At 71.8% G+C, this 25,533-nt stretch carries 26 protein-coding genes and 1 pseudogene; 14 read left to right on the top strand and 13 right to left on the bottom strand.

What is annotated here, in order from left to right; all coding sequences use genetic code 11:
* The first annotated feature begins 253 nt into the window (after positions 1-253).
* Together OIC96_RS42570 and OIC96_RS42565 are read left to right on the top strand one after the other, a co-directional pair.
* Entirely contained in the window at positions 254-577 is a 324-nt protein-coding gene (locus tag OIC96_RS42570) for a hypothetical protein (RefSeq protein WP_330302702.1), read from the top strand.
* A gap of 273 nt (positions 578-850) precedes the next feature.
* On the top strand, positions 851-1,366 hold the full coding sequence (locus OIC96_RS42565; protein WP_330302703.1) for an ATP-binding protein: 516 nt from the start codon (positions 851-853) through the stop codon (positions 1,364-1,366).
* A 53-nt stretch (positions 1,367-1,419) separates the two neighbouring features.
* Here OIC96_RS42565 and OIC96_RS42560 read toward each other — a convergent pair whose 3' ends face one another.
* The 3 genes from OIC96_RS42560 to OIC96_RS42550 are packed head-to-tail and all read right to left on the bottom strand — an operon-like array spanning position 1,420 to position 5,044.
* The gene (locus tag OIC96_RS42560) at positions 1,420-3,981 is read right to left on the bottom strand and encodes an ABC transporter permease (RefSeq protein ID WP_330302704.1); all 2,562 of its coding nucleotides are present in this window, start codon (positions 3,979-3,981) and stop codon (positions 1,420-1,422) included.
* Positions 3,978-4,736 (bottom strand): ABC transporter ATP-binding protein, encoded by a 759-nt coding sequence (locus tag OIC96_RS42555; RefSeq protein WP_330302705.1) that lies wholly within the window; start codon positions 4,734-4,736, stop codon positions 3,978-3,980. The genes OIC96_RS42560 and OIC96_RS42555 overlap by 4 nt, the downstream gene beginning before the upstream one ends.
* Entirely contained in the window at positions 4,733-5,044 is a 312-nt protein-coding gene (locus OIC96_RS42550; protein WP_330302706.1) for an SHOCT domain-containing protein, read from the bottom strand. Before OIC96_RS42550 ends, OIC96_RS42555 begins: the two co-directional genes overlap by 4 nt.
* Positions 5,045-5,206: 162 nt before the next feature.
* Between OIC96_RS42550 and OIC96_RS42545 the strand changes: the two genes are divergently transcribed.
* The 5 genes and pseudogenes from OIC96_RS42545 to OIC96_RS42525 all read left to right on the top strand — a co-directional run.
* A complete protein-coding gene (locus tag OIC96_RS42545) occupies positions 5,207-5,782 on the top strand; it encodes a TetR/AcrR family transcriptional regulator (protein WP_330302707.1) in 576 nt (191 codons plus the stop codon).
* 14 nt (positions 5,783-5,796) lie between these two features.
* Complete coding sequence (locus tag OIC96_RS42540; RefSeq protein WP_330302708.1) at positions 5,797-6,192, top strand: (R)-mandelonitrile lyase; 396 nt, start codon at positions 5,797-5,799, stop codon at positions 6,190-6,192.
* Positions 6,193-6,203: 11 nt separating this feature from the next.
* Complete coding sequence (locus tag OIC96_RS42535) at positions 6,204-6,788, top strand: DUF4865 family protein (protein ID WP_330302709.1); 585 nt, start codon at positions 6,204-6,206, stop codon at positions 6,786-6,788.
* Complete coding sequence (locus OIC96_RS42530) at positions 6,785-7,717, top strand: phosphotriesterase family protein (RefSeq protein WP_330302710.1); 933 nt, start codon at positions 6,785-6,787, stop codon at positions 7,715-7,717. The genes OIC96_RS42535 and OIC96_RS42530 overlap by 4 nt, the downstream gene beginning before the upstream one ends.
* A gap of 210 nt (positions 7,718-7,927) precedes the next feature.
* A pseudogene (locus OIC96_RS42525) lies at positions 7,928-8,248 on the top strand (LysR substrate-binding domain-containing protein); the annotation flags it as partial.
* Between the two features lie 40 nt (positions 8,249-8,288).
* On the opposite strand, the gene OIC96_RS42520 reads toward OIC96_RS42525, so the two are convergent.
* Complete coding sequence (locus OIC96_RS42520; RefSeq protein ID WP_330302711.1) at positions 8,289-9,530, bottom strand: ROK family protein; 1,242 nt, start codon at positions 9,528-9,530, stop codon at positions 8,289-8,291.
* Between the two features lie 72 nt (positions 9,531-9,602).
* The gene (locus OIC96_RS42515) at positions 9,603-10,256 is read right to left on the bottom strand and encodes an alpha-ketoglutarate-dependent dioxygenase AlkB family protein (protein ID WP_330309991.1); all 654 of its coding nucleotides are present in this window, start codon (positions 10,254-10,256) and stop codon (positions 9,603-9,605) included.
* A 143-nt stretch (positions 10,257-10,399) separates the two neighbouring features.
* Between OIC96_RS42515 and OIC96_RS42510 the strand changes: the two genes are divergently transcribed.
* On the top strand, positions 10,400-11,542 hold the full coding sequence (locus tag OIC96_RS42510; protein ID WP_330302712.1) for a methyltransferase: 1,143 nt from the start codon (positions 10,400-10,402) through the stop codon (positions 11,540-11,542).
* Here OIC96_RS42510 and OIC96_RS42505 read toward each other — a convergent pair.
* A complete protein-coding gene (locus tag OIC96_RS42505; protein ID WP_330302713.1) occupies positions 11,532-12,305 on the bottom strand; it encodes a helix-turn-helix transcriptional regulator in 774 nt (257 codons plus the stop codon). The two genes, OIC96_RS42510 and OIC96_RS42505, sit on opposite strands and share 11 nt — an antisense overlap.
* Before the next feature lie 71 nt (positions 12,306-12,376).
* Here OIC96_RS42505 and OIC96_RS42500 point away from each other — a divergent pair, with 71 nt between their 5' ends.
* A complete protein-coding gene (locus OIC96_RS42500) occupies positions 12,377-13,210 on the top strand; it encodes a phytanoyl-CoA dioxygenase family protein (RefSeq protein WP_330302714.1) in 834 nt (277 codons plus the stop codon).
* 2 nt (positions 13,211-13,212) lie between these two features.
* Positions 13,213-13,488, top strand: coding sequence for a hypothetical protein (locus OIC96_RS42495; RefSeq protein ID WP_327434888.1), 276 nt, complete (start codon positions 13,213-13,215; stop codon positions 13,486-13,488).
* Positions 13,489-13,493: 5 nt separating this feature from the next.
* Here OIC96_RS42495 and OIC96_RS42490 read toward each other — a convergent pair whose 3' ends face one another.
* Positions 13,494-14,351, bottom strand: a complete 858-nt coding sequence (locus OIC96_RS42490; RefSeq protein WP_330302715.1) for a class II fructose-bisphosphate aldolase — start codon at positions 14,349-14,351, stop codon at positions 13,494-13,496.
* Positions 14,352-14,385: 34 nt separating this feature from the next.
* The gene (locus tag OIC96_RS42485; RefSeq protein WP_330302716.1) at positions 14,386-15,276 is read right to left on the bottom strand and encodes an SIS domain-containing protein; all 891 of its coding nucleotides are present in this window, start codon (positions 15,274-15,276) and stop codon (positions 14,386-14,388) included.
* A gap of 122 nt (positions 15,277-15,398) precedes the next feature.
* Here OIC96_RS42485 and OIC96_RS42480 point away from each other — a divergent pair, with 122 nt between their 5' ends.
* The 4 genes from OIC96_RS42480 to OIC96_RS42465 all read left to right on the top strand — a co-directional run bounded on the left by OIC96_RS42480 (position 15,399) and on the right by OIC96_RS42465 (position 19,014).
* On the top strand, positions 15,399-16,178 hold the full coding sequence (locus tag OIC96_RS42480) for a DeoR/GlpR family DNA-binding transcription regulator (protein ID WP_330302717.1): 780 nt from the start codon (positions 15,399-15,401) through the stop codon (positions 16,176-16,178).
* Positions 16,179-16,453: 275 nt separating this feature from the next.
* The gene (locus OIC96_RS42475; RefSeq protein ID WP_330302718.1) at positions 16,454-17,683 is read left to right on the top strand and encodes a PP2C family protein-serine/threonine phosphatase; all 1,230 of its coding nucleotides are present in this window, start codon (positions 16,454-16,456) and stop codon (positions 17,681-17,683) included.
* 135 nt (positions 17,684-17,818) lie between these two features.
* Positions 17,819-18,700 (top strand): hypothetical protein, encoded by an 882-nt coding sequence (locus tag OIC96_RS42470; RefSeq protein WP_330302719.1) that lies wholly within the window; start codon positions 17,819-17,821, stop codon positions 18,698-18,700.
* Positions 18,701-18,750: 50 nt separating this feature from the next.
* Positions 18,751-19,014, top strand: a complete 264-nt coding sequence (locus OIC96_RS42465) for a hypothetical protein (RefSeq protein ID WP_330302720.1) — start codon at positions 18,751-18,753, stop codon at positions 19,012-19,014.
* A gap of 111 nt (positions 19,015-19,125) precedes the next feature.
* Here the strand turns inward: OIC96_RS42465 and OIC96_RS42460 are convergent, their stop codons facing one another.
* The 5 genes from OIC96_RS42460 to OIC96_RS42440 all read right to left on the bottom strand — a co-directional run bounded on the left by OIC96_RS42460 (position 19,126) and on the right by OIC96_RS42440 (position 25,532).
* Positions 19,126-19,944: an alpha/beta fold hydrolase gene (locus tag OIC96_RS42460; RefSeq protein WP_330302721.1), complete on the bottom strand. Its 819-nt coding sequence runs from the start codon at positions 19,942-19,944 to the stop codon at positions 19,126-19,128.
* Positions 19,945-20,127: 183 nt separating this feature from the next.
* The gene (locus OIC96_RS42455) at positions 20,128-20,943 is read right to left on the bottom strand and encodes an alpha/beta fold hydrolase (RefSeq protein ID WP_330302722.1); all 816 of its coding nucleotides are present in this window, start codon (positions 20,941-20,943) and stop codon (positions 20,128-20,130) included.
* Between the two features lie 139 nt (positions 20,944-21,082).
* Positions 21,083-21,862: an alpha/beta fold hydrolase gene (locus OIC96_RS42450; RefSeq protein WP_330302723.1), complete on the bottom strand. Its 780-nt coding sequence runs from the start codon at positions 21,860-21,862 to the stop codon at positions 21,083-21,085.
* 62 nt (positions 21,863-21,924) lie between these two features.
* Positions 21,925-23,061, bottom strand: a complete 1,137-nt coding sequence (locus OIC96_RS42445) for an alpha/beta hydrolase (RefSeq protein WP_330302724.1) — start codon at positions 23,059-23,061, stop codon at positions 21,925-21,927.
* Complete coding sequence (locus OIC96_RS42440; RefSeq protein ID WP_330302725.1) at positions 23,058-25,532, bottom strand: thioester reductase domain-containing protein; 2,475 nt, start codon at positions 25,530-25,532, stop codon at positions 23,058-23,060. Before OIC96_RS42440 ends, OIC96_RS42445 begins: the two co-directional genes overlap by 4 nt.
* Between the last annotated feature and the right edge of the window lies 1 nt (position 25,533).

The raw sequence follows: 25,533 nt of genomic DNA, 5'->3' as shown, positions 1-25,533 counted from the left end.
GCCCAAAGGCACCCCTGGGGGACGGTTCGGCCCGGCGACGGGGGCGCATCCCGGAGTGTGCTTCCGCCGGGGCCGTCACCTCGCCATGCGCACTGGTGCTCGTCGCCGCCTGCGGGCAGACTGCACCGCACGGGGCGTGTCCGCGTGCCGGCCGCCTCGCGCGAGGCGGTGGCCGGAGCGGTGCACACTGGGTCACGGCCCGACGCGGGACCACGACAGGGCACAGCCGAAGCGCACAAGGGGGCGGGGCATCATGGCGGAGCCGGAGTTCACGGCCACAGGCGTGCGGATCGGGAAGAGGCTGCGCTCGCTCACCCGGGCCGGACAGGTCCGGATCAGCGACGGCAGGCTGCAGTTGCTCACCAGTTACGGCAGCGAGATCGACAGCGCGCCGGTGCAGGCGGTGCGCGCGTCGAAGCCCTGGTTCGCCCACGAGGACCGGGCGCTGGCGGATGTCAACGGCACGCGCTACTCCCTCATACTCGGTGAGCACGATCCCGCTCCCGGCAAGCCGGGGCCGCCCTCGGCGCGCCGGTTCATCGACGCGGTACGCAAGGCGGCCGGACGCAGCGGCTGAAGCAGTACGCGGGGCGGCAGGGCTCAGCTGCTTGAGCGATGACGTGTGGCAGCGGGGCGCGGCGGCCGGAACAGCGGCCGCGGTGGCGGAAAGTGCCGCGAGTTGCAGGACCGCACCCCCTGAGTCACGCTGGTCTCACATCACTCTGGGTTTACCGGCGATAACGCTGCGAACCAGCCCGCCGGCCACCACAGCAGGCGGCCGTTCCACTCAGCCACCCTGCTGGATCCGATCTCCGTCTTCTTCCGGACCTCAATTCGGGGAGTCGCAGCCGTGATCAGCCAGCCAAGCAGGCATTGCACGGTGGAGCTCCAAGCCCTGCCGTCGCGGATCGGCCAGGTCCGCAGAATCGTCTCTGCGCAGTTGCGCTACTGGCATCTGGACCCCTTGATAGACCGGGCCGCGCTCGGCGTGACCGAGCTGCTGACCAACGTCCACCGGCACGCCCAGCCCGACAAGCTGTGCACCGTGGAGATCGAGCTGCTGCTCGACCGGCTCACGGTCTCGGTGCACGACCACGACCCCCGCCTTCCCGAGGTGCGGGACGCGGACCCGGGCGCCACCTGCGGACGCGGCCTCGCCATGGTCGCCGCGGTGAGCGAGAGCTGGGGTGTGCGTCCCGACGGCGAGTCGGGCAAGGTCGTGTGGTTCACGCTTCCGGCACCGACGCCCGTGCTGACGGTGCCCCTCCGTCCGCCGCACGACACGGCCCGCGAGACCACGCGCAGGCACGCCGTCGACGGGCGCAGGCCGGAACACGCTCCCGCCCGGTCCGCCGTTGCCGGCTGACCGGGCGGTGACCCCCACCTGGCACATCGCAGGGTCGTACGTCCCTCGGTGGCTCACTCGGTGGCGATGGCGCGCAGCACGTCCAGGCGTGCCGCCCGCCGCGCCGGGCGCAGGCCCGCGAGGGCTCCGGCCGCGAGGCCCACCAGCGCCACCACGGCGAGCCGCGCGGGCGGCAGCGCGAAGGCGAAGGCGCTGTCCGAGGCGCCGTCGGAGGCCTTGACGAGCACCCAGCCGAGGAAGGCACCGAGGGCGAGCCCGCCCGCCGTGCCGAACGCGGCCACCAGGACCGACTCCCAGCGGACCATGGCGCGCAGCTGCGCCCGGGTCTGTCCGACGGCCCGCAGCAGTCCGAGTTCACGGGTGCGCTCGTGGATCGCGAGGGTCAGCGTGTTGGCGATGCCGAGCAGTGCGATGAGCACCGCGAGGGCGAGCAGCGCGTAGACCAGGGTGAGCATCATGTCGATGCCACCGGCCGAGGACTGCGCGTACTCGTCGCGGGTCTGCACCTCGGGGTTGCCGTACTGTTCCGAGACCTTCCGCACCGCCGCCTTGCCGTCGGCCGTGCTCACGCCGTTCCTGAAGGAGACGGCGACGAGCGTGTCGGAGTCCTGAGTGCGGTGCGGGGCCCAGGCGGCGCGGGTGATGACGTAGTCGCCCGCGAGTTCCGACCGGCCGTAGACCGCGCGGACGGTGAAGTTCTCCTTCTTGCCGTCGGTGAAGGCGAGCTGGGCCGTGTCACCGGTCGTGAGGTGCTGCTTGTCGGCCTCCTTCCTGGTGAGGGCGAGGCCGTCGGTGCCCAGGTCGTTCAGCGAGCCCCGTACGTCGCCCAGGTCGAAGACCTTGCCGAGCGTGACCGGGTCGGTGACCGTCAACGCGCGCCCCTTGCCGTTGACTTCGGCGACACCGCGGCCGAGGCCGACGGCGTGCTCGACGGTCGGCTGCCGCGCGATCGCGGGAGCCAGCTTCGGGCTCAGTCCGCTGCCGCCGGCGCCGAACGAGGGGCTGCTGACGGCGACATCGCCGGCGAAGGACCGGGCGACCGTCTGGTCCATGGTGGCCTTGAGCGACGCGCCGAAGACCGTGAACAGCGAGACGACGGCCACGCCGATCATCAGGGCACTCGCGGTGGCGGCCGTCCGCTTCGGGCTGCGCAGCGCGTTGCGCCGGGCGAGTCCGCCGGTGACGCCGCGCAGCTTGTCCAGGGGGCTGCCGAGAACCCGTACGGCTGTCGACGACGCGACGGGGCCGAGGACGACGAAGGCGGCGAGCGCCAGGACGGCGCCGAGGCCGGCGAGCCACAAGGACGTACTGGCCAGTACGCCGGTGAGGGTGAGGGCGACCGCCAGGGCCGCCAGACCACCGCCGGCGATCGCCCGCCCGCGCGAGGCCCCGGACTGGTCGACGGCCGTCTCGCGCAGTGCGGCCAGCGGAGCGGTGCGTCCGGCGCGTGCGGCGGGCAGCAGCGCGGAGCCGAGGCAGACCACGATGCCGACCGCCAACGGGAGCAGCATGGACAGGCCGCTGATCACCAAGTCGCCTTCGGGGAAGGGGAATCCGATGGCCGGGAACAGTGCCTGCAGCCCGGCCGCGACACCGATGCCGCCCGCGAGGCCCACGGCCGACGCTGTCACGGCGACCACACTCGCCTCGACCAGGGTCGAGACGGTGATCTGGCGGCGGGAGGCGCCGAGGGCGCGCAACAGGGCGTTCTCGCGGGTGCGTTGGGCGACGACGATCGCGAAGGTGTTGTGAATGGAGAAGGTCGCGACCAGCAGCGCGATGCCGGAGAAGACGAGCAGGAAGGTCGTGAAGATGGTCAGGAACTGGCTGGAGATCATGTCGGTGTTCTCCTGCGCCGACTCCTGACCCGTGATGGCCTCAACTCCCTGGGGCAGGACTGGAGTCAGGTCGGATACAAGCCTCTGCTGACTGACGCCGGGGCCGGCCCGCACACGGATGCTCGCGGCCTCGCCGGGCTTCGCGGTGAGGTACTTCTCCGCGTCGGCCTGCGTCATTCCGGTGAACGTCACCTGCGCCATGCCGTCCTCGCCGCCGAAGGTGGCGAGGCCCACGATCGTCACCCTGACGGGGTCGGGCGTACGCAGGGTCGTCGTGTCGCCGATCTTCAGGTCGCCCTTCTTGGCGGCGCCCCGGTTGACGACGACCTCACCGGACTTCGACGGAGCGCGGCCCTCGGCGAGTTGGTACGCGTTGAGCTCGGTGTCCTCGATCCAGTTGCCCGCGAGAGTGGGCGGGCCCTGGCCACCGATGGACTTGCCGTCGGAGCCGACCAGCTGGCCCGCGCCCTGGATGTCGGGCACGGCGGCCGCGACACCCGGAGTCTTCTCGATCGTCTTCACGAGGCCGGTGTCGACGGGCCGGCGTACGCCCTGACTCTCGCCGGGCGTGGTGATGGTGTCGGCACTGCGGACGACGGCGTCGGTGCCCTTCGTCGCGTTGCCGAACATCGTGTCGAAGCCGGCTCGAAGTGTGTCGCCCATGACGAGTGTTCCGGCCAGGAAGGCGACACCGAGGAGCACCGCCAGGAACGTACCGGCGAAGCGTCGTTTGTGGGCGCGCAGGGACGCGACACTGATGCGCAGCGAGGCGTTCATGACCGGGCCCCCGCGCCGTCGAAGGCCTTCAACCGGTCGAGGACCTTCTCGGCCGTCGGGGACTCCATCCGGTCGACGAGGCGTCCGTCGGCGAGGAAGACGACCTCGTCGGCGTGCGCGGCGGCGACCGGGTCGTGGGTGACCATGACGACCGTACGGCCCATCTGGCGCACCGCACGGCCGAGGAGGTTCAGGACCTCCTCGCCGGAGCGGGAGTCGAGGTTGCCGGTGGGTTCGTCGGCGAAGACGACGTCGGGCTGTCCGGCGAACGCCCGTGCCACGGCGACGCGTTGCTGCTGTCCGCCGGAGAGTTCGCCGGGGCGGTGGTGGAGCCGGTCACGCAGGCCGACGACGTCGATGAGCGCCTCGGTCCACTCACGGGAGCCCTTGGATCCGGCGAGGTCCATCGGCAGGGTGATGTTCTCCGCGACGGTCAGCGTCGGGACCAGGTTGAACGCCTGGAAGACGAAGCCGATGCGGTCGCGGCGCAGGAGTGTCAGGCGCCGGTCGTCGAGCGTGCCCAGTTCGGTGCCGCCGATGAACGCGGCTCCGGAGGTGAGCGTGTCCAGGCCCGCCGCGCAGTGCATCAGGGTGGACTTGCCGGAGCCCGAGGGCCCCATGATCGCGGTGAAGCGCCCGGCCGGAAAGCCGACGCTCACCCCGTCCAGGGCCCTCACGGCGGTGTCTCCGCCGCCGTACACCTTGACGGCGTCGGTGACACCCGCGGCATGACGCGTCGTGGTCGCGCTGGTCACGCCGCTCCCCCCTTGCCCGTACGCCCGAACTGCTCGTCCAGGACGGAGAGCCGGCGCCAGTACTCGTCCTCGTCGATCTCGCCGGAGGCGAAGCGGCGGCCGAGCACGGCGATCGGCGCGTCACCCGTCGGGCGGGAATCGCCGTCAGGGCCGAAGCCGCCGCCCATCGCGCGCCACGGGCCGCGGCGACCGCGTCCGACGGTGCGGCGCAGGACGGTCACGACGCCGATCACGGCGGTTGCCCAGATCAGCGGGAAGAAGAGGATCCACGGGCCGGGTCCGCCGTCCCAGTTCGCCAGGGTCTGCATCTGAGGTCATCTCCTCGGTGGGATCTGTTGCGATGCTTCGAGACTCGCTCCGGGACGGGGTCCGCGTCGTCGTACGGCCAGCGGCCGTGCGTGTACCTCCCCGGGAGTACGCGGGGAGTCGCCGACTGCTTCCTTCAGCCCTCGACGTCTGTACCTACTAGTATGTACAGTGGCTTCATGAGCACTCCGGAGCGACTGATCGAGTCAACGCGCGAACTCCTGTGGGAGCGCGGCTACGTGGGTACGAGCCCCAAGGCCATCCAGGAGCACGCGGGCGCGGGGCAGGGCAGCATGTACCACCACTTCAAGGGCAAGCCCGATCTCGCCCTGGCCGCGATCCGCCGCACCGCCGAGGAGATGCGGGCCACCGCCGAGGGCGTACTGAGCTCGCCCGGGTCGCCGTACGAGCGCATCGAGGCGTATCTGCGCCGTGAGCGTGACGTCCTGCGCGGCTGCCCGGTCGGGCGGCTGACGATGGACCCGGACGTGATCGCGAGCGACGAGTTGCGCGCCCCGGTCGACGAGACGATCGACTGGCTGCGCGAGCGACTGGCCGGAATCGTCGAAGAGGGCAAGAAGCAGGGCCAGTTCGCGCCCACGCTCGACGCGGAGGAGATCGCCGCGACGATCCTCGCGACCGTCCAGGGCGGCTATGTACTGGCCCGCGCGTCCGGCCGGCCCGCCGCCTTCGACACAGGGGTCCGGGGACTGCTCGCCCTGCTCTCGCCTCTCCGATAAGGAAGTTCACTTACGTGCACATCACCAGGAAGCGCCCCGACACCCAGCAGGGACCGGCTGAGAACTTCACGGGGACGGTGTGGCTCGACGAGGTCGCCGTACCCGAATCCCCCTCCCGGCTGCGGATGTTCAACGTCCACTTCGCGCCCGGCGCGCACACCGCCTGGCACCGCCACCCGCACGGTCAGGTCCTGCACGTCCTGGAGGGCGAGGGCCTGGTGCGGCGCAAGGGGGGTGACGTCGAGGCGATCCGCGCCGGCGACACCGTGTGGATCGAGCCCGGCGAGTGGCACTGGCACGGGGCCGCGCCCCGGACCTTCATGACACATCTAGCGGTCGTCGAGGCGGCCGAGGACGGCACGACCACGGAGTGGGACAAGCACGTCGGATCGGATGAGTACCCCGCCTGAGGAGGCACCCGATGCACGCCATGCAGTACGAACTCACCTTCCCCGCCGACTACGACATGGACATCATCCGCAGGCGTGTCTCCCGGATCGGGCACCTGCTCGACGACTGGGACGGGCTCGGGTTCAAGACGTATCTGATGCGTGAGCGCGGGGTGGACGGTTCGCCGGTCAACCAGTACGCACCGTTCTACCTGTGGAACACCACCGAGGGCATGAACTCCTTCCTCTGGGGCGGCGCGTTCCAGGGGCTCGTCAACGATTTCGGGCGGCCGGTGGTGCAGCACTGGACGGGTCTCGCGTACGAGGAGGGCGGCGCCGCCGGGTCGCCCGCCAAGGTCGCGGTGCGTCGGCGCCGGCCCGTGCCCGAGGGAGTGGACCTGTCCGAGGTGACGGAGGAGGCCGTGCGCGAGGCGGGGCGACTGGCCGCGCTGGACGGCGCGGTCTGCGTGGCGGCGGCCGTCGATCCGCACCACTGGGAGCTGGTGCACTTCTCGCTGTGGGACCACGACTCCCCCAAGGCGTCGGGGGAGATCTTCCAGGTGCTGCACCTGTCGGCACCGGAACGCGACCGGCTGCCGCGGGGTCGGCAGTGGTGAGCACTGCCCCTCACGCCCTCGCGGAGACAGTCCGTACGGTCCTCGGGGACGTGCGCCCCGAGGACCTGGGCGTGTGCGACGCGCACGACCACCTCTTCTTCGGCAGCCCCCAACTCCCCGGCCAGGAACTGCGCGACGCGTCCGCCGCGCGGGCCGAGCTGGCCGCGTTCCGCGCGCAGGGCGGCACAAGCGTGGTGCAGTGGACGCCGTACGGCCTGGGGCGGCGCGCCGCGGACCTGCCGCTGCTGGCCCGCGACACCGGCGTTCAGGTGGTCGCCGCGACCGGGCTGCACCAGGCGGCGCACTACACGCCCGAGTCGCTCTCCGAGTTGCGCGACAAGCTGTCGGCTCTCTTCGTCTCCGAACTCACGACAGGCATCGGCACCTCCGGGGTCCGGGCCGGACTCATCAAGGTCGCGGGCGGCTTCCACGCCCTCGACGCTCACGCCCGCTGGACGATGACCGCCGCGGCCGAGGCCCACCACGCCACGGGGGCGCCGATCGCCGTCCACCTGGAGCTGGGCACGGGCGCCCTCGACGTACTCGACCTGCTGTGCGGCGAGTTGGGCGTGCCCCCGCACCGGGTGATCCTGGGCCACCTCAATCGCTCGCCGGACTTCGTGGTGCAGCGCGAGGCCGCCGAGGCGGGCGCGTACCTCGCCTTCGACGGTCCTTCACGCGCCCACCACGCCACCGACTGGCGTATGCCGAACGCCGTACGCGCCCTCGCCGACGCCGGTTTCGGCCACCGCCTGCTCCTGGGCGGCGACACGACGACCGCCGCCGCCCGCTCGGTCAACGGCGGCCCCGGGATGCCGTATCTGCTGCGACGGGTGCGCCCGAGGCTCGAACTCGCCCTGGGCAGGGACCTGGTGGACCGCATGCTCACCGAGAATCCCGGGCGCGCCTTCGCGGTCGCGTGGCCCTGAGCCGACAGACCTAGGCCACGGAAATGTCCACGGAGGGTCGGAGTTCGGCGGCCGCGGCCAGGGCGTCGTGCATCGGGTGGGCGGTGAAGTCCTCGATCAGTGCCGGATCCGTCGGCGCGGCCGCCCCCGGAAAGGCGATCTGCTCGTACGCCGCCTGGAAGCGCGGGCCCCAGCGGCGGGCGCCGAGGCGGGCCGTGCGGGAGCAGTTCTCCCGGGGCTCGGGGCCCCTTCGTACTCCCCCACCGAGGCCTTGTCCGCGAGGCGGCGGACCGCTGGTTCCGCGCGCACGGCACGGCTTTCGAGGTGGCCACCGAACCGGACGGCCACGAAGGGCTGTTGGCCCTGGTCGCGCTCGGCTGTGGCACGGGCGTGGTCCCCCGCCTCGTACTCGATCACAGTGCGGTGCGCGAGCGCCTGTCGGTGATTCCCGCGGATCCTCCGCCCGAGCCGTTCCCGATCGGGTTGTGCGTGCGCCGGACGGACCTGCGACGTCCGCTGGTCGCGGCACTGTGGAGCCTGACCGGCTCCTGATGCGGTCGCGGCGCGGTGAAGCCGACCGATTCCTGACCTCTCAGACCCCGGCCAGCGCCGCCGGCGGATCGTCGAGCACCGGCTGCCACGCCAACTCGGCAGCCCCCACGAGGCTGTTGTGGTCCAGCGTGCACGCGAGGATGGGTACGCCGCCGCTCTGCCCCCACAGGCTGCGGTCGGCGACGACGGCGCGCAGCCGGTCCGGGTCGGCGTCGAGCAGGGTGCGGTGCAGTCCGCCGAGGATGATGCGGTCCGGGTTGAGGATGTTGACCAGGCCCGCGAGGCCGAGGCCGAGGCGGTCGATCAGGGCTTCGACGGCCGTGCGGACGCCCGGATCGTCGTACTGCCCGCGGATCAGGTCGTTGGCCTGCTGGAGCAGCGACACCTCGGGGCCGGGGTCGCGGCCCGCCGCGGTGAGGAAGGCCAGCGGGTCCGCCTCGACGTCGAGGCAGCCGCGGCTGCCGCAGTAGCAGGGGCGGCCCTCGGGGTTGACGGTGAGGTGACCGACTTCGAGGGCGAGCCCCGAACTGCCCGTGTGCAGCCGCCCGTCGAGCACGAGCGCGCCGCCGACGCCCCGGTGGCCGGTGGCCACGCACAGCAGGTCGCGGGCGCCGCGGCCCGCACCGTGGCGATGCTCGGCGAGGGCGGCGAGGTTGACGTCGTTGGCGGCGAACGCGGGTCCCTGGATGCCGGCCGCACGCACCCGCTCGGCGAAGATCTGGCGCACCGGAGAGCCCGCGGGCCAGGCCAGGTGCAGCGGGTTGAGCGCGAGCCCCTCGGGTTCGGCGACGGCGGACGGCACGGCTAGTCCGGCGCCCACACAGCGTCGCCCGGTGTCGCGCAGCAGTTCGGCGCCGGCCTCGACGACGGAGCCGAGCACCTTCGCCGGGTCGGCATCCACGGTCTCGCAGCCGGGCGCGGTGGCGACGATCCGGCCGCCGAGCCCGACCAGCGCGGCGCGGAAGCCGTCGGCGTGCACCTGCGCGGCGAGCGCCACGGGCCCGTCCTCGGCGACCTCGAGCCGGTGCGAGGGCCTCCCCTGCGAACCGGCGGCCGCCCCGGGCCGCGCGTCGACCCGGATCAGCCCCAGCGCCTCCAGCTCCGCGGCCACCGCGCCCGCGGTCGCCCGGGTGACGCCCAGTTCGGCGGTGAGCACGGCACGCGTCGGCGCACGCCCGGTGTGCACGAGCTCCAGCGCCGGCCCGAGCGCTCCGCGCCCCCGGTCCAGCCGCGTCCGCGTGTTCCCTTCCCCCGCCGTCCGGGGGCCCGCCTTGCCGTTCATGAGGGCGAGTCTCCCATGATCCGCTGATGACGGGGCCCGTCCGGTCGCCGAGCGGCCTCGGAGACGTACGGCCTACAAGCCGCTGACCCGGAGGGTGACGTTCAGCCGGCCGGTCAGCCCCAACTCGGGCGGCGCCGTGCCCGCGTACACCCGCGGCACCCCGTGATACGCGAGCCGCGACGCCCCGCCGAACACGAAGAGATCGCCGCTGCGCAGCTCGACATCCGTGTACGGCCGCGCGCGGGACTCGGTGTTCCCGAACCGGAAGACGCAGGTGTCGCCGAGGCTCAGCGACACCACCGGCGCTTCCGACTGCTCGTCGCTGTCGCGGTGCATGCCCATGCGGGCGTCGGTGTCGTAGAAGTTGATCAGTGCGATGTCGTACGGGGCTGTCGCGGCGACGGCCACCGGGCCGAGGGCGTCGCGCGCCGCGTCGTGGGCGAGGTCGGCCAGCCAGGCAGGGAAGGGCTTGACCGGGGAGCCGTCGCCGTCGACCACGGTGCGCGCGTACCCGTACGGATACCAGTGCCAGCCGAGGCAGACCTGCCGGGAGGTCATCGTCCCGCCGCCGGGCGTGCGAACCGTGCGCAGGCCGGCCGGCGGGCGGGCCCAGGCCCGGCAGGCCTCCAGAAGCTGCCGCTGGTGGTCGGCGTCCAGCCAGTCCGGGACGTGTACCGCGTCGGGCGCGATCTCCGTCCGGCTCCGGGGGAACAGTTCGGCGTCCATGGACATGACCCCATCCTCGCGCACCCGGCCGGACCGGGGCTGAGCTGCGGCTCGGCCAAGCGGGGCCGGGGAAGTGCGGGTGCGTGCCGGGCGGCGTGGGGGCGTGCCCGCACTTCCCCGGCACCGCTTAGCCTTGACCCACGATGAACGACCGGATGAGCACACCCTGGGGCGAGTACGAGCTGGCCCGTTTTCCCGAGGACCCCCGCGAGCAGCTGCGGGCCTGGGACGCCGCCGACACCTATCTGCTGCGGCACCTCGCGGAGAGCGGGACCCCGCTGACCGGATCGGTCGTGGTGGTCGGCGACCGGTGGGGTGCGCTCGCCACCGCGCTGTCGGCGCACCGGCCGACGCAGATCACCGACTCGTTCCTCGCGCAGGAGGCGACGCGGGCGAATCTGGCGCGGGCCGGTGCCGAAGAGGACGCGGTACAGCTCCTCACCACGCAGGACGCCCCGCCCGGGCGCATCGACGTGCTGCTCGTCCGGGTGCCGAAGAGCCTGGCTCTCCTTGAGGACCAGCTGCACCGGCTGGCGCCCGGTGTGCACGAGGGGACGGTCGTCGTCGGCACCGGGATGGTCAAGGAGATCCACACCTCGACGCTGCACCTCTTCGAGCGGATCCTGGGCCCGACCCGCACCTCGCTGGCCGAGAAGAAGGCCCGGCTCATCTTCTGCACCCCGCTGGCGGGGATCGCGCGGGACGCCAACCCGTGGCCGTACAGCTACGAGCTCCCCGACGGCATCGGTCAGGCATCCGGCCGCACCGTCGTCAACCACGCGGGCGTCTTCTGCGCCGACCGCCTCGACATCGGCACCCGGTTCTTCCTCCAGCATCTGCCGCGCAGCCGCGGTGCCGAGCGTGTCGTGGACCTGGGCTGCGGAAACGGGGTGCTGGGGACGGCGGTCGCGCTGGCCAACCCCGAGGCCGAGGTGCTGTTCACCGACGAGTCGTACCAGGCCGTGGCCTCGGCCGAGGCGACCTACCGGGCGAACGCCGAGGGGGACGCGGAGTTCCGTGTCGGTGACGGGCTGGCGGATGTTCCCGCCGGAAGCGTCGACCTCGTGCTCAACAATCCGCCGTTCCACTCGCACCAGGCGACGACGGACACCACGGCCTGGCGGATGTTCTCGGAGGCGCGGCGCGCGCTGCGGCCGGGCGGGGAGCTGTGGGTGATCGGCAATCGTCACCTCGGCTACCACCTGAAGCTGCGCCGCCTCTTCGGCAACAGTGAACTCGTCGCCGGCGACGCCAAGTTCGTGATTCTCCGGGCGGTCAAGAAGTAGCTCCGCGCAGCACACGGGGCGAGGCGCCGAGTTCGCGGCGGCACGCCTTGTTGAAGGCCTGGAGGTCGGGGATGCCTACGGAGGCGGCCACGGCCGGGATGGACAGGGTCGAGGCGCGCAGCAGGTGGTGGGCGCGCTCCAGTCTGCGGCGCCGGATGTAGGCCACGACCGTGGTGCCCGTCTCGGTGCGGAAGAGCCGGGTGAGGTGGTTGTGGGAGACCCCGGCGGCGCGGGCGATCTCGGGGATGGCGAGCGGGGTGGCGAGGTGCGCCTCGATGTGCGCGATCGCCGTGCCGACCGCCGGGTGGGGGCCCGGGCTCGTCACGGCGGGCGGTGTCAGGTCGGCGATGCGCCACAGCGCGGTCCAGATCTCGGCCCGGGTGCGCTCCGGCGTGCCGGGCGCCGCCGCGATCGCGTGCAGCAACAGGCCCGAGAGCGTGGGGAGTTCGGGTCCCGCGTCCTGCATGACAGGGATGGTGCGCGACGGTCCCGCGGCGGTGATCCGCAGGTGGGCGTAGAGGTGTTCGGAGCGGCCCTGGTAGCGGTAGCGGACGGTGGTGCCGGGCGGGACCAGGCTCACGCGGCCGGGGCGGATGGCGTGCGCCGTGCCGTCGACGGTCAGCTCGGCTTCGTACTGGTAGAGGTGCAGTTGCCACAGCTCCGGCAGCCGGAAGACGTCCGTGGGGCTCGCGACGCCGTGCACGCCGACGCCGATGTTGACGACGGCGGGCGGTTCGCCGAGGTGAAGTTCCGTCTCCCGCATGGTGAAAAACTACCAGCAGTGGTGAGTGGGGCCAACGCGCGGACGAGGGGGCCGGTCCTACGTTGACTCGCATGACCAACACGTTGGAGCAGACGACCGGCACGCGGCTGCTGAGCTCGGTGCGGATGGCGCGTTTCGTGGCCCACGGCTCACTGCGCCTCGACGCCGTGGTGCCGCCGGAGATGAATGCCGAGGGGATGGAGGTGCTGAGCGAGGGCCTGCCCGGCGTGCCGTACGGCAGCCCGGTGCCGGACGCCTATCCGGAGGGGTCCTTCGTCCGCCGTCTCCTCGAACTCCCTGCCGTCGCTGGTGCGTTGCACAGTCTTGTCGGCCCCGGAGCGACCGTCGACCATCACGCCGTCCACATCCGCGAGCCCCGCGAGGGACAGGCGCAGCCGCTGCACGGGGACGCGATCATCGACGTACGCACCGACGCCTTCGACGTCCAGTTGATGTACTACCCGCAGGACGTCACCCTCGATATGGGCGGCACTCTCAGCGTGCCGGGCAGTCATCTGCGGCGGACCAACGAGTCGGACACGGGGCGCTACCAGAACCTGCGCGGGCAGAGCCGCCTTGTCTGCCCGGCCGGCACCGTGGTGTTTCTGCACCATGGGCTGTGGCACGGCGGGCGGCGCAACGACAGTGACACGGTGCGCTATATGTTCAAGATCCGCTTCAATCCGGCGGTGCGCCAGCGGCGGCTGTGGGACATCTCGGATCTCGGGGACCCGCGCGTCGCCGAGGAACTCGGCAGGACGTTCCCGTGGTACGAGCCCGCCACCGGCCGTCTTGAGGTCTACAACCGTGTCCTGCTGTGGCGCTCGCTCACCGGGGACGACTCCTTCGACCTGGACCACTGGGTGACCCGGGTTTCCAACCGCCCTCAGGGGGACGCCGTATGAGTATCCGTCAGCAGGTTCTCGTGCTCTATCTGGCCACCTCGGCGCTCGACTCGGACGTGGTGGGCTGGTCGGTCTACGACGGCACCGGCCGTACGTCTCCCACGACCGGGGACAGTGACGAACCCCCGTACAAGTGCGGTGTGCACGCCCTGGAGGACGGCTGGCGGCTGTTCCAGGCGGCGCAGCTCATTCCGCCGTATCCAGGGCGTGAGTACGACACGTCGTTCCTCAAGCACGAGTTCTTCTTCGAGAAGCTCGTGGAGACCGACGCCGCTTGATTCACTCAGGGACGCAGTACGCCGATGAGCCGCGCCACCGTCTGCGCCATCGCCTCCCGCCCCACGCTGAGGTATTTGCGTGAGTCCACCGCTTCGGGGTGGGAGGCGAGGAACTCCCGGATGGCGCCGGTCATCGCGATGTTCAGCGCCGTGCCGACATTGACCTTGGCGATGCCGCCCGCGACGGCCGCCGCCAGCTGGTCGTCCGGCACTCCGGAGGAGCCGTGCAGGACGAGTGGCACGTCGAGCGCGGCGGTCAGCCGCTTGAGGAGGTCGTGGTCGAGGGTGGCGGTGCGGGTGGTCATCGCGTGCGAGCTGCCGATGGCGACGGCCAGGGCGTCCACGCCGGAGTCGGCCACGAAGGCGCGGGCCTCCGCGGGGTCGGTACGGGCGCCGGGCGCGTGCGCGTCGAGCGGCGGCCCGGCCGACCCCGTCTTGCCGCCGATCTCCCCCAACTCGGCCTCGATCCACAGCCCTTGGGCGTGCGCCCAGTCGGCGGCGGCCCGGGTGGCGGCGAGGTTCTCCTCGTAGGGCAGCCGTGCCGCGTCGTACATAACGGAGCTGAACCCGGCGCCGGGCGCCTGCCGCAGCAGGTCGTCGCTCTGGACGTGGTCGAGGTGCAACGCCACGGGCACCGAGGCGCGTTCGGCCGCCGCGGTCACGGCACGGGCCAGCGGGAGCAGCCGTCCGTAGCGGAACTTCACCGCGTTCTCGCTGACTTGGAGGACGACCGGCGCGGCGACTGACTCGGCTCCCGCGATGACAGCCTCGACGTGTTCCAGGGTGATGATGTTGAAGGCGGCGACGGCGGTCCGCGCCTCGGCGGCCGCGACGACCAGTTCACCGGTTGCTGCGAGGGGCACAACTCCTCCTTCTCGGTGGGTGGTTGAGCCCGGTTCAGTGGGCCGTCTGGCTGAGGATCACCGAGCGCGTCAGGTGGCGCGGCTGGTCGGGGTTCAGCCCGCGGGCCACGGCGACGGCGACCGCCAGGCGCTGGGCCCGGACGAGTTCGGCGAGCGGGTCGAGCGCGCCGGCCACCCACAACCCGCCGGTCTCACGCACCTGTTGGGCCAGCCCTTCGGGTGCCTCGCCGAGCATCCAGGTGGCGGTGCCCCGGGTGGTGATGCTGATCGGGCCGTGCCGGTACTCCATCGCCGGGTAGGCCTCGGTCCAGGCGAGCGAGGCCTCACGCATCTTGAGCCCGGCCTCGTTGGCGAGCCCGACGGTCCAGCCGCGGCCGAGGAAGGTGAACTGCGCGCACTCGACGAGCCCTTCGGGCAGGGGCGCCTCCAGTGCGGTGCGGGCGTCGGCGACGACGGCGTCGGAGTGCAGCCCGAGATGGGCCCGGAGCAGCGTGAGCGCGGTGGTCGCGAACCGCGTCTGCACCACGGACCGCTCGTCGGCGTAGTCGAGCACGACGATGTCGTCCGCGGACTCCATCACGGGGGTCTCGGGGTCGGCGGTGACGGCCGTCGTACGCGTACGTCCCCGAAGGTGCCCAAGAAGTTCCAGCACCTCGGTGGTGGTGCCGGAGCGGGTGAGGGCGACGACACGGTCGTACGAGCGCCCGTGCGGGAACTCCGACGCGGCGAAGGCGTCCGTCTCGCCCTGCCCGGACTGTTCGCGCAGCGCGGCCACGGCCTGTGCCATGAAGAACGAGGTGCCGCACCCCACGATCGCGACCCGCTCCCCCGCCGCGGGCAGCGCGGCCCCGTGCGCGGCGGCCTGCCCGGCGGCGCGGATCCAGCACTCGGGCTGACTGCTCAGCTCGTTCTCGACATGGCTCATGCCGTACCCCTCCCACTGATGCTTGTTCCTGCAAGATATAGCGAGGTTTCGAGCACAATCAAGCATTCGAGGGGGAACGGGGTGCGCTAGGGTCGCGGAAGATCGAGGAATGGAGGGTGCGGATGTCGCGCGACGCCCGCTGGAAGGCGCTGCTGGAACTGCTCGTTGAGCGGGGCCGCCTGGATGTCGAGGACGCCGCGGCCCAGCTGGAGGTGTCGGCCGCCACGATCCGGCGCGACTTCGACCAGCTCGCCGAGCAGCAGATGCTCGTCCGCACCCGGGGCGGCGCGGTCGTCCACGGCGTCTCGTACGAACTGCCCCTGCGCTACAAGACCGCACGCCACGCCTCGGAGAAGCAGCGCATCGCGAAGGCGGTGGCCGACCTCATCGCCCCCGGCGAGGCGGTGGGCCTGACCGGCGGCACCACGACCACCGAGGTGGCCCGCGCCCTGGCGGTCCGCCCCGATCTCGCCTCCGGCTCCCCCGCGTTGACCGTCGTCACGAACGCGCTGAACATCGCCAACGAGCTCGCCGTCCGCCCCCAGTTCAAGATCGTGGTGACCGGCGGGGTCGCGCGCCCGCAGTCCTACGAGCTCATCGGACCGCTCGCGGACGGCGTGCTCGGCCAGATCACCATCGACGTCGCCGTGCTCGGCGTGGTCGCCTTCGACCCCACACACGGCGCGGCCGCCCACGACGAGGCGGAGGCCGCGATCAACCGCCTGCTGTGCGAGCGCGCCGAGCGCGTCGTCGTCGCCGCCGACTCCAGCAAGCTGGGACAGCGCGCGTTCGCCCGGATCTGCGCGGCCGAGTCGGTGGACACGCTGGTCACGGACGCGGCGGTGGGGGCGGAGACAGTGCGGCGGTTCGAGGAGGCGGGGGTGAGGGTTGTCGCCGTGTGACGGCTGACAACTCGGTTCACAAGCGGGGCCATCGGCCGCTCGCCGACAAGTCCGGCCGGGCCGGACCCGGCGCCGACGAGCGGATGGCCGAACTCATCCTCCGCACGCCGGCCCTCACACCGAGGACGCCCACGAAGTGGCCCGCCGACCCTCGGCCGTCGGGACTTTCCAAGTCACCCTTCTTTGCCGATACCCTCCCGGGGTACTGACACCGCCAGGTCCAGCCGATCGAACCATGCGAAAATGTGCGATATCGGCAGCGAGGTGGCGGCACTATGACGGACGCGCGGATCGACTACGCGGCGATGTTCCGGGCCCTTCCCGGCATGGTGGCGCTGCTCACGCCCCAGCTCGTGTACGCGGACGCCAACGACGAGTTCCTCCACATGACCGGGCGCACCCGGGAGCAGCTGATCGGCCGGTACCTGTTCGATGTCTTCCCGGACAACCCGAACGACTCCACCGCGACGGGCATGCGCAACCTGGAGGCCTCGCTGCTCCGGGTACTGAGCACCGGCGAGCGCGACGCCATGGCCCTGCAGCGGTACGACGTCGCATCCCCCGACCGGCCCGGAGAGTGGGAGGAGCGCTACTGGAGTCCGGTCAACGCGCCGGTGCACGGCCCCGACGGGAAGGTGGTGCTGCTGATCCACCGGGTCGAGGAGGTCACCGAACTGATCCGGGCCCGCGGCGGACCGGGCGGGAACCGAGCCCGGGTGCTCGAAGCCGAGCTGTACACCCGCGCCCGCGAACTGCAGGAAGTCAATGAACGTCTGCGCCAGGCCCACGCCCGCGAGCGCGAGGTGGCGCTGGCCTTGCAGAAAGCCATGCTGCCCGCCCCCCAACTGACGGCACACCGCCGCACCGCCGTGCGCTACCGGCCCGCGGTGGGCGCGCTGAACGTATGCGGGGACTGGTACGACCTGGTCGAGCTCGTGGGCGGCAACCGCATCGGCGTGGCCGTGGGCGACGTGGTCGGCCACGGTCTGGAGGCCGCCGGCGTGATGGGCCAGCTGCGCAGCGCGCTCACCGCCGCCTCCCGCGTCGCGGAGGGCCCCGCCCAGGCGCTGAACGTCCTGGGACGGTACGCCCATGTGGTCGACGGCGCCGAATCGGCCACCGCGGTCACGACGTTCATCGACTTCGACCACCACACCATCACCTACAGCAGCGCCGGGCACCCCCCGCCCGCGCTGGTCCACGCCGACGGTCGTGTGGAGTTCCTCGACCAGGCCACCGACCCGCCCCTCGATGCCCGGCCCGACCCGGTCCCCAGACCCCAGGCCACCACGACCTTCACCGACGGCGCCACCGTCGTGCTGTACACCGACGGACTGATCGAACGCCGGGGCGAGGACATCGACGCCGGACTCGACCGTCTCGCCGCCGCCCTGCTCCGCCACCGGGACGCCGACCCGGAGACCCTCGCCGACGCCGTCCTCCTCGAACTGCTCCCGCCGGGGGGCGCCACCGACGACACCGCGCTGATCATCGTCCGGTTGTGACGGCGTAGCCGGCGTCGAATGGATGGATGCCGAGTTCCTACTCCATGCGGGCCATCGGCCGCGACATGCGGTAACGAAGTGGTGACGTTACGGCATCCTGCCTGTTGAAAGGTCCCCGTCGAACAGGAGCCCGGCATGCTTGTCACCCACCTTGCCCTGGTGTCCGAGAGCGACCAGATCACCCCGTCCCAGCTCAACCGGGTCGCCGCCGCGCTACAGAAACAGGCCATCCGGGACTTCGACCCGATCTGGAAGATCCCGGCCAGCGTCGACGCCTTCGACAAGCTCGACGACGTTCCGGTCGGCTACTGGCCCATGATCGTCCGTGATGACATCCAGCAGGCCGGAGCGGCCGGTGTCCACCTCGACAACAACGGCCAGCCCTTCTCGCTGATCGAGTACAGCGACAGCTGGTCGATGACCGCCAGCCACGAGATGCTGGAGATGCTCGGCGACCCCGGCGGCAACCGGCTGGTCGCCGGCCAGTCCCCCAAGCCCGGCCAGGGCGTGGTGGAGTTCCTCGTGGAGGTCGCGGATCCGTCGGAGGCGCCGGAGAACGGCTACACCATCAACGGCATGCTGATGTCGGACTTCTTCACCCCGAACTTCTACGACCCGGTCGCCGCCCCCGGTGTGCGCTACAGCTTCACCGGCAAGCTGGACGGCCCGCGCAAGATCCTGCCCGGCGGCTACATCAGCTGGCACGACCCGGTCAGCGACCACTGGTGGCAGCAGATCTGGTTCGACAGCGACCAGCCCCGCTTCCGCGACCTGGGCCGTCTGACCGCCCGCGCCGGCAGCCTGCGCTCGGCCATCGACTCCCGTACGGGAACCATCGCGCGCATCGCCGCCAGTGGCCCTCGGTCCGATCGCTTCGCCGCCGCCCGCACCCTGACCGCCGCGGTGAAGGAGTCCACCCAGTCCCGCGCCAACGGGTGGCGCAGCCGCGTCGACGAGCTACAGGCCGGGCCCGTCGTCGAAGGCACCTGGGAAGAGGGCGATCAGGACAACGGGTAGGACAATGGGGAGGACGACCGCACTCGGACCGCCCGGAACGGAGGTGCGCCGTGGCAGACGAGAACGTGGCAGACGAGAAGAACGACGGCAAGGACCGCGCCGACCACCTGCATGAGGTGATCGATCAGCTCGCGTCCGAACCGCCGGAGCATCCGGCCGGACCACCGGCGGATCCCGCCGCCACCGCTCCCACGCGACCTGGCGGTGAGAGCCTGCGCGAGGCCATCCATCGCCGGATGCACGAACTCGACACCTCCGAGGACGACCCTACGAGCAAGGAGCAGCCGGCGAAGCCGGACGACGAGACGTCCTGAGCCCTCACACGCTGACGTCGGCGGGGGCCGCGGGTCCCCTGCGCAGCACCACAACGCCGCGCAGGTCCGAGGCCTCCGCCGCCGCGTGCTCCGGCAGCGCGGTCCTGCCCCTCATTCCGCTTCGTACGACCGCTCCGCGGCGAAGGCGGCGATGTCGGCGACGACGCGTTCGGGCTCTTCCCAGTGGACGACATGGCCTACGCCTTCGTACGTGAGAAGGCGCGCTCCGTGGATGGCGTCCAGGATGGTCTGCTGGTCGCCGCGCGGCAGGAAGTCGTCCTGGTCGCCCCAGATGACGAGCGTGGGCACCAGGATGCCTGCGAGGGTCGCGGGGAGATCGGCTTCGAGCAGACCGCTCAGGGTGTCTTTCCAGACGTGGGCGGGGACCTTGAGGCTTTCCTCGATCATGGTCTCCATGAGTCCTCTGGCGACCGGCCTGGCCACCATGCCGGCCAGGAACTCCTCGACGAACTCGCGGGGGACGGGATCGGAGAGGCCCTGGACGGTCTCCCGCATCGCGGTCACCGCCGGCTTGTCCTCAAGTGTCCCGGGGACGCCGATCAGTACCAGTCCCGCGATCCGGTCGGGGTGGCTGCCCGCGACCATGCGGGCGGGCACGCCGCCGCTGGAGGATCCGACGAGGAGGGCGCGGCGGATGTCGACGGCGTCGAGGAAGGCCACGAGATCGGAGGCGAAGTCCTCGGGGGCGTAGCCGTCGGGAGGGCGGTCGGCGTCGCCGTGGCCGCGCTGGGTGGGTGCGTAGCCGTGCAAGGACGCCGGGAGGCGTCTGAGGAGGGGCTCGAAGGACCACCAGGAGTCGGCCAGCCCGTGCACGAAGAGGACCGGTGTGCCGCTGGGGTACCCGGCTTCGCCATAGGGGAGGGTGAGCCCTTCCCGTACCTGCGCGGACTTCAGGGAGATCACGGTCACGACGCCCTGCCTCCTTCCGCTCGGCCGCCCGGGTCCGGGAACCGGGAGCGGACAGCGAGCGGTGATCACTTCCGACAGTACCGATCGGCGGCAGGGCCCGCGCTGTGGCACGGAAGTCCGCCGATGGCATCGCCGGCGCGGCGTCGTCCCCGCCCGGGGCCCGGGGGACCTCGGGGAGGTGTCTCAGGCCGCCCGGATGAAGCGGGTGAGTGCGGCGACGTACTGCTCTGGATGGGTGACGTGGGGGATGTGCCCCGATCCTTCGAGGGTCTGCCGCTGTGCGTGTGGCAGGGCCGCGGCCAGCCGGTCGAGGATCGTGCTCAGCCACTGCGGGCTCTCGGTGCCGCGGCTCAGCAGCACGGGCGCGGTGCAGCGCGCGAGGGCTGCCACGTCCAGCTGGTCCCAGACCGGGTCGGACTGTTCGTCCAGCCAGGTGGGCGCGTTGTGCACGAATGTCTCGCGCGTCTCGGCGGGCAGCCGGTCCCACATGCCGGGTCCGAGTGCGACCTCCTCCACGAACTGCCGCGCGCCCTGCTCGTACTCGCCCTTGCGGAGATGGTCGAGGGCCGCGTCGATCGAGGCTTTCGCCGGAGCCAGTTCCTTCATGGCGTCCGGGTCGTCGGCCACGAGCCCGACGAGCGGGGGCTCGTGGACCGTGATGGTGCGGAACAGCTCGGGGCGGCGTGCGGCCAGACCGAGCGAGATCGACGCGCCGAAGGAGTTGCCGGCCACGTGCGCGGGCGCGGGTCCGAGCCGCTCGATCAGGGCCTCGAGGTCGTCCTCGTCCTGTCGGCGGGTGCCCTGGCCCGGCCCCGCCTCGCTCTGCCCGTGGCCACGACGGTCGAAGCTGATCACCCGGAACGACGACCGGAGGTCGGCTTCGATCGCGGGCTGCCACGATGTGTGGTCGTTCCAGGAGCCGTGGACGAAGACGAGCGGATCGCCCTCCCCGGCGACCTGGTAGTAGAGGTTCAGGTCACCTGTACGAAGAAGCGGCATGCCGTGACTCCTCGGAGCGCGTGGGGTGACAGGGCTCGGGGACGGCCCGCCGGGAGGTTCCCTTCAGTGTCCGGCGCGGTCACGGGCGCCGCAGCCAAAGTGCCGGAAAGACAGCCCGACGCCTCGGCGCCCGGGGTCCTCACGCCCGGCCGGTCAGGAACCAGTCGAGCGTCGACGTCAGTTCGGCCGGCTTCTCCACCGGGAGTTCGTGGCCGGCGTCCACGATGCGTACCACCGCGTCCGGGTAGGCCTTCGCCATCCGCAGCATCTGCGAGACGGGCAGCTGGATGTCGTGGAAACCGTGCACCAGGAGGGTGGGTGCCGTGATCTCGCCGACGCGGTCCAGGACGTCGAAGTCGCGCATGGCGCCGTAGCAGGTCATCACCACCTCCTTGGGCGTCGCCGCGGAGGCCTTGACGTAGCCGCGGATCTCATCGCGGGGGTAGCCGGGGGCGAACGCCCGCTGGATATTGGCGGCGACGAACAGCTTGAACGGCACCAGCGTGGACACCGCCATCAGCAGGCCCCGCCCCCGGCTGTAGGTCATCCGGCTGATCGAGTCCACCAGCACCATGCGCTCGACCCGCTCGGGGTGGGCGAGGGCGAGGGTCTGCGAGATCATCCCGCCCATGGAGTGGCCGACCGGGACGAACCGGTCGACCTCCAGGTGGTCGAGGAGGGCGATGACGTCCCGGGCCAGCTCGTCGACCGCTCGCGCTCCCGACCCGGTGCTCTCGCCGTGCCCGCGCAGGTCGAGCCGTATGACCCGCCGCTTGGACGAGAAGTGCGCCACCTGGTGGTCCCAGCGGTGCCGGTTGGCCGTCCAGCCGTGGATGAACACCAGGGGCACGCCGTCACCGTCCCGGGGGCCCTCGTCGTCGTACGTCAGTGCTGCGCCGTCGACTTCGAGCTGCGGCATCGGTGCCTCCTGCGGTGCGGTCGGTTACTGACGCGTACGGTAACCGGCCGCCCGGGCCGCCGTCACCGTTGTTCGCCGAGGAAATCGAGGATGTGCCCGAACACGTCGAGAGCGGCGCCCCGGCCGAGGAACGTGTCGAGGTGGCCGTAGCCGGGGATCTCGGTGTACGTCACGTCCAGCTGAGGCTGTCTGCGGGCGAGTACGTCGTGGCAGAGCTTCTGGGAATCCAGCCACAGGCCGTTCTCGCTGCCCGCGAGCAGCAGGACGGGGGTGTCGATACGGGCGGCGGCGTCCAGCGCGTTGGGCGGCAGCGCCCGGTAGCGGTGGTCGCCGTCGTGCCAGCGCACCACCGTACGGGCCAGCTCGATGCGGCGCAGATGCGGCAGGATCCACAGCGGCGCGGGTCCGAGCAGCTCGGCGAGCCGGTGGTGGGTCGCCTCGGACAGGTGCTCGTGCACGAACAGTGAAGCGCCGGTCCCCCAGGCCGAGTTGTGCAGGATCTGGCAGGTCGGATCCGGGCAGCTCGCCTTCCGGGAGGCCAGTGCGAACAGCGGGGTGTACTTCGACCAGAAGCCCACCGTGCGGAAGTCGACCGGGATGTGATCGATCCGGGACTTCAGCAGCTCCCCGGCCACCGACATCCGCAGCGAGGTGCGGCCCGCCAGCTTCGGCGTCAGGAACACCCCCTGCGACACCACGCCCGCGAGCCCCGGCACCAGCCCCGCCGTCATGCTCAGCGACAGCGTGAGCGAGCCGATGCAGTGGGCGACCACGAACAGCGGCCGGTCGCCGATGCGTTGCCGGATGTGGGAGACGGCCTCGGGGATGTCGTACAGGGCGACATCGTCGTACGTGTACCTCTGGCCCGTCTCGTTGTACGGCAGCCGGCAGCTGCCCCGCCAGTCGAGCAGCCAGGGCTCGTAGCCGTCGTCGAGGAGGACGTCGACCAGGTTGCGGGTCTCGGGCAGCAGGAACATGTCGGCGGAGGCGGTGTGCCCGTGCAGGAGCAGTACGGCGGGCCGGTCCGGCTCGCCGCTGTCGATACGGGTCAGGCCGAGGCGTACGCCGTCGCCCGCCCGGAAGGGGATCTCCTCGACCGTCGCCGGATCGAGGCGGTGCCGAAGGGGGCGCAGGGCCGCGGTGGTCCTCACCTTGCGCATCGCGGGCCAGGTACGGGAGTTGGTCGTTCTGAGGATCATCGGCGGTGCTCCGAGGGGGTCTGGGTGCGGCGCAGGTCGAGGAGGTCGGCCGCGGCCCGGGCGAAGGGGCCGAGCAGGCCGCGGCCCATCTCCAGGCCGAACCAGGCGAGCCAGGTCAGCTTGGCGGCCCGCTTCTCCTGGCTGCTCAGGCGCGGGTCGACCTTGATGCCGTCGACCTGGTCACGTATGTAGCTGTCGGCGGGCACGACGACCTCGCCGGCCAGCGCTGCCGGTTCGCCCTCGCGGCCGATCTCGACCGTCAGCGCGCGGGTCTGCCGCCAGACGTCACGGCGGGCCCGGGCGTGCTTGTTGCCCTCCAGCCACCAGCGCCCGCCGTCGGCGTCGAGCAACGACAGCCGGTAGGTGAGGAGTTGGTGCCGCAGACCGTGCTGGTGCGGGATGCCTTCGTCGGGGCGGATCCAGACGTCGCCGCGCTCGACGACCAGGGGTTCGGGGTGCACCGCCGGGCAGGTCAGCTCGCCGCTGACGTCGACCCGGCGTTCCTTCACCAACTGGTACATGCTCGCGATGGAGAGGGTGAGCGCCATCGAGCAGGGGGTGTCGGCGGGGGCTCCGACCGGGCCGACACCGCCCTCGGTCGTCTCGGAGAACCACAGGTACGGCTGGTCGTCCTTGTGTGGCAGCCGGGCCAGGCCGTCCTGGGCGAGCCGCTCGAACGTCTTCAGCTGGGCCTGGGCGTCATAGCGGGCCGCCGGCGGGAGCCCGAGCGTCTCGACGAGCGCGGCGGTACGGTCGTCGGTGGCCGCCGGGCCCTTCAGTGTCGCCTCGCACAGCTTGAGGGCGGTGGGGCTCTGCAACACCCGTGCCAGGAAGCCCAGTTCGGGCACGGGCTCGGCCTCCAGGCGGGCCAGGGCGTCGGTGCGCCACTCGTCCCAGTCCTGTACGCGTACGTGCATGCCGCCGAACGCCATGTCCCGTACGACGTCGTCGAGGGTGTTGGGTACGCCGGTGAGGTGGTAGTCGTAGCCCCACGCGTCGGGTTCGCAGACGACGCCGACCGCGACCCGGCTCACCCAGTCGACCGGGGCCGCGTTCAGATAGTGGAAGGCGGGCACGGTGCGGAAGCGGCCGAAGGCCGAGATGAGGCCGCTGCTGAGGTCCTGCGGGTTGTAGGCGCCGGTCCTGGTGTGGCCGCCGATGCCGCCGGGGCGCATGGCCGTGACGATCAGACCGTGGTCGCGAGCCCGGCGCAGAGCGACCTCGGCGGCCCACTTCGTCTGGTCGTAGCCCGCGATGAGGCGGTCGACGTGGGCGAGCGGGTCGTCCTCGCCCATGGCCGTGATGCCGACCTCGTTGAAGACCGCGATCGAGGAAATGTGGTGCAGCGGCTTGGGCCGGCCGGTCGCCGCCAGTTCGGCGAGGGTCAGTGAGCCGATGACATTGCTCTGCCTGAGCGACTGGTAGCCGCGCAGGAAGTCCACGGCCGCCGCCACGCCGACCACGCTGTCCAGCTCATGGGCGAGCGCGTTCCACAGCTCGTCGGACAGGCCCAGGTGCGGGCGCCTGATGTCGCCGGGGAGCACGGTCACCCGGCGGCGGACCTCCGACGACCAGGGCAGCCGGTAGCTCTTGAGCGCGTCGCCGAGCCGGGCGGTGGCCGTCTCCTCGTCGGCGGCGCGGACCAGGCAGTAGACGTGCGCGTCGCTGTGCCGCAACAGGTCGAGGAGCATATGGCTGCCGAGGAAGCCGGTGGCACCGGTCAGCAGGATCCGGCGGGGCGGCAACGCCTCGGGCGTGCTGGTCCAGGGCAGACGGTCGGCGAGGGAGAGGTCGGCCAGGATCTGGTCGAGGTCCTCGGGACGGGCCATGGAGTAGGGGGTGTCGCTGTTGCCCGGCCGGGTCGTGATCGCCGTCGCGGGTGGGGTGCGGGGGGCCGGGACGGGAAGGGTGCCCGGGGCGGCGGCCGGGCGGGTGCCCGCGGCGGAGAGCGGAAGGGTGCCCGGGGTGGGCGAGGTTCCCGAAGTGGCCGGGGCCGAGGCCGCCAGGCTTCCCGCGGGCAGCGCCGGGACCGAGAGGACCGCCGTGGCTCCCGCGGTCGACAGCCAGCGCTGGGCGAGGCTGCGGGGCCGGGCGTCGGCGAACACGTCGTCCAGGCTGATCTCCAGGCCAAGTTCGCGTTCCAGCTGCGCGACGAGTTCTACGGCGCCGACGGAACTGCCACCGGCGTCGAAGAAGTCGGCGTCGGGCGAGAGGTGTCCCTCGGGCAGATGCGGGCCCGCCGCGGCGGCGATGGCGGTGGCCAGCCCGTCCACGTCCGGGACCGGGGGAGCCGGGGCGGTACGGGAACCGGGATCCGAACCGGCGTCAGGGCCGGTCGGCGAGGGCGCCTCGGCGGTCCTGACCTTGGCCAGCAGGGCGTCCACGCCGAGCCCGCCGCCGCCCCGCTCGATCGACTCGCCGGTCGCCCGCTGTCCGGCGTACGCCGGCGCGGCCTCGTTCACATCACGCATG

Source organism: Streptomyces sp. NBC_00775 (assembly GCF_036347135.1).
Taxonomy (GTDB): Bacteria; Actinomycetota; Actinomycetes; order Streptomycetales; family Streptomycetaceae; genus Streptomyces; species Streptomyces lutosisoli.
This window is presented reverse-complemented; position numbering and strand designations above follow the sequence as displayed.

What these genes read in the sequence shown, in the direction of transcription:
- OIC96_RS42520 (WP_330302711.1), bottom strand. Translation starts at nt 9,530, where the DNA reads ATGAACGGCAAGGCGGGCCCCCGGACGGCGGGGGAAGGGAACACGCGG.
- OIC96_RS42450 (WP_330302723.1), bottom strand. Translation starts at nt 21,862, where the DNA reads ATGCCGCAGCTCGAAGTCGACGGCGCAGCACTGACGTACGACGACGAG.
- OIC96_RS42455 (WP_330302722.1), bottom strand. Translation starts at nt 20,943, where the DNA reads ATGCCGCTTCTTCGTACAGGTGACCTGAACCTCTACTACCAGGTCGCC.
- OIC96_RS42485 (WP_330302716.1), bottom strand. Translation starts at nt 15,276, where the DNA reads ATGAGCCATGTCGAGAACGAGCTGAGCAGTCAGCCCGAGTGCTGGATC.
- OIC96_RS42440 (WP_330302725.1), bottom strand. Translation starts at nt 25,532, where the DNA reads ATGCGTGATGTGAACGAGGCCGCGCCGGCGTACGCCGGACAGCGGGCG.
- OIC96_RS42480 (WP_330302717.1), top strand. Translation starts at nt 15,399, where the DNA reads ATGTCGCGCGACGCCCGCTGGAAGGCGCTGCTGGAACTGCTCGTTGAG.
- OIC96_RS42470 (WP_330302719.1), top strand. Translation starts at nt 17,819, where the DNA reads ATGCTTGTCACCCACCTTGCCCTGGTGTCCGAGAGCGACCAGATCACC.
- OIC96_RS42550 (WP_330302706.1), bottom strand. Translation starts at nt 5,044, where the DNA reads ATGCAGACCCTGGCGAACTGGGACGGCGGACCCGGCCCGTGGATCCTC.
- OIC96_RS42475 (WP_330302718.1), top strand. Translation starts at nt 16,454, where the DNA reads ATGACGGACGCGCGGATCGACTACGCGGCGATGTTCCGGGCCCTTCCC.
- OIC96_RS42545 (WP_330302707.1), top strand. Translation starts at nt 5,207, where the DNA reads ATGTACAGTGGCTTCATGAGCACTCCGGAGCGACTGATCGAGTCAACG.
- OIC96_RS42505 (WP_330302713.1), bottom strand. Translation starts at nt 12,305, where the DNA reads ATGCGGGAGACGGAACTTCACCTCGGCGAACCGCCCGCCGTCGTCAAC.
- OIC96_RS42515 (WP_330309991.1), bottom strand. Translation starts at nt 10,256, where the DNA reads ATGGACGCCGAACTGTTCCCCCGGAGCCGGACGGAGATCGCGCCCGAC.
- OIC96_RS42570 (WP_330302702.1), top strand. Translation starts at nt 254, where the DNA reads ATGGCGGAGCCGGAGTTCACGGCCACAGGCGTGCGGATCGGGAAGAGG.
- OIC96_RS42510 (WP_330302712.1), top strand. Translation starts at nt 10,400, where the DNA reads ATGAACGACCGGATGAGCACACCCTGGGGCGAGTACGAGCTGGCCCGT.
- OIC96_RS42535 (WP_330302709.1), top strand. Translation starts at nt 6,204, where the DNA reads ATGCACGCCATGCAGTACGAACTCACCTTCCCCGCCGACTACGACATG.
- OIC96_RS42445 (WP_330302724.1), bottom strand. Translation starts at nt 23,061, where the DNA reads ATGATCCTCAGAACGACCAACTCCCGTACCTGGCCCGCGATGCGCAAG.
- OIC96_RS42560 (WP_330302704.1), bottom strand. Translation starts at nt 3,981, where the DNA reads ATGAACGCCTCGCTGCGCATCAGTGTCGCGTCCCTGCGCGCCCACAAA.
- OIC96_RS42500 (WP_330302714.1), top strand. Translation starts at nt 12,377, where the DNA reads ATGACCAACACGTTGGAGCAGACGACCGGCACGCGGCTGCTGAGCTCG.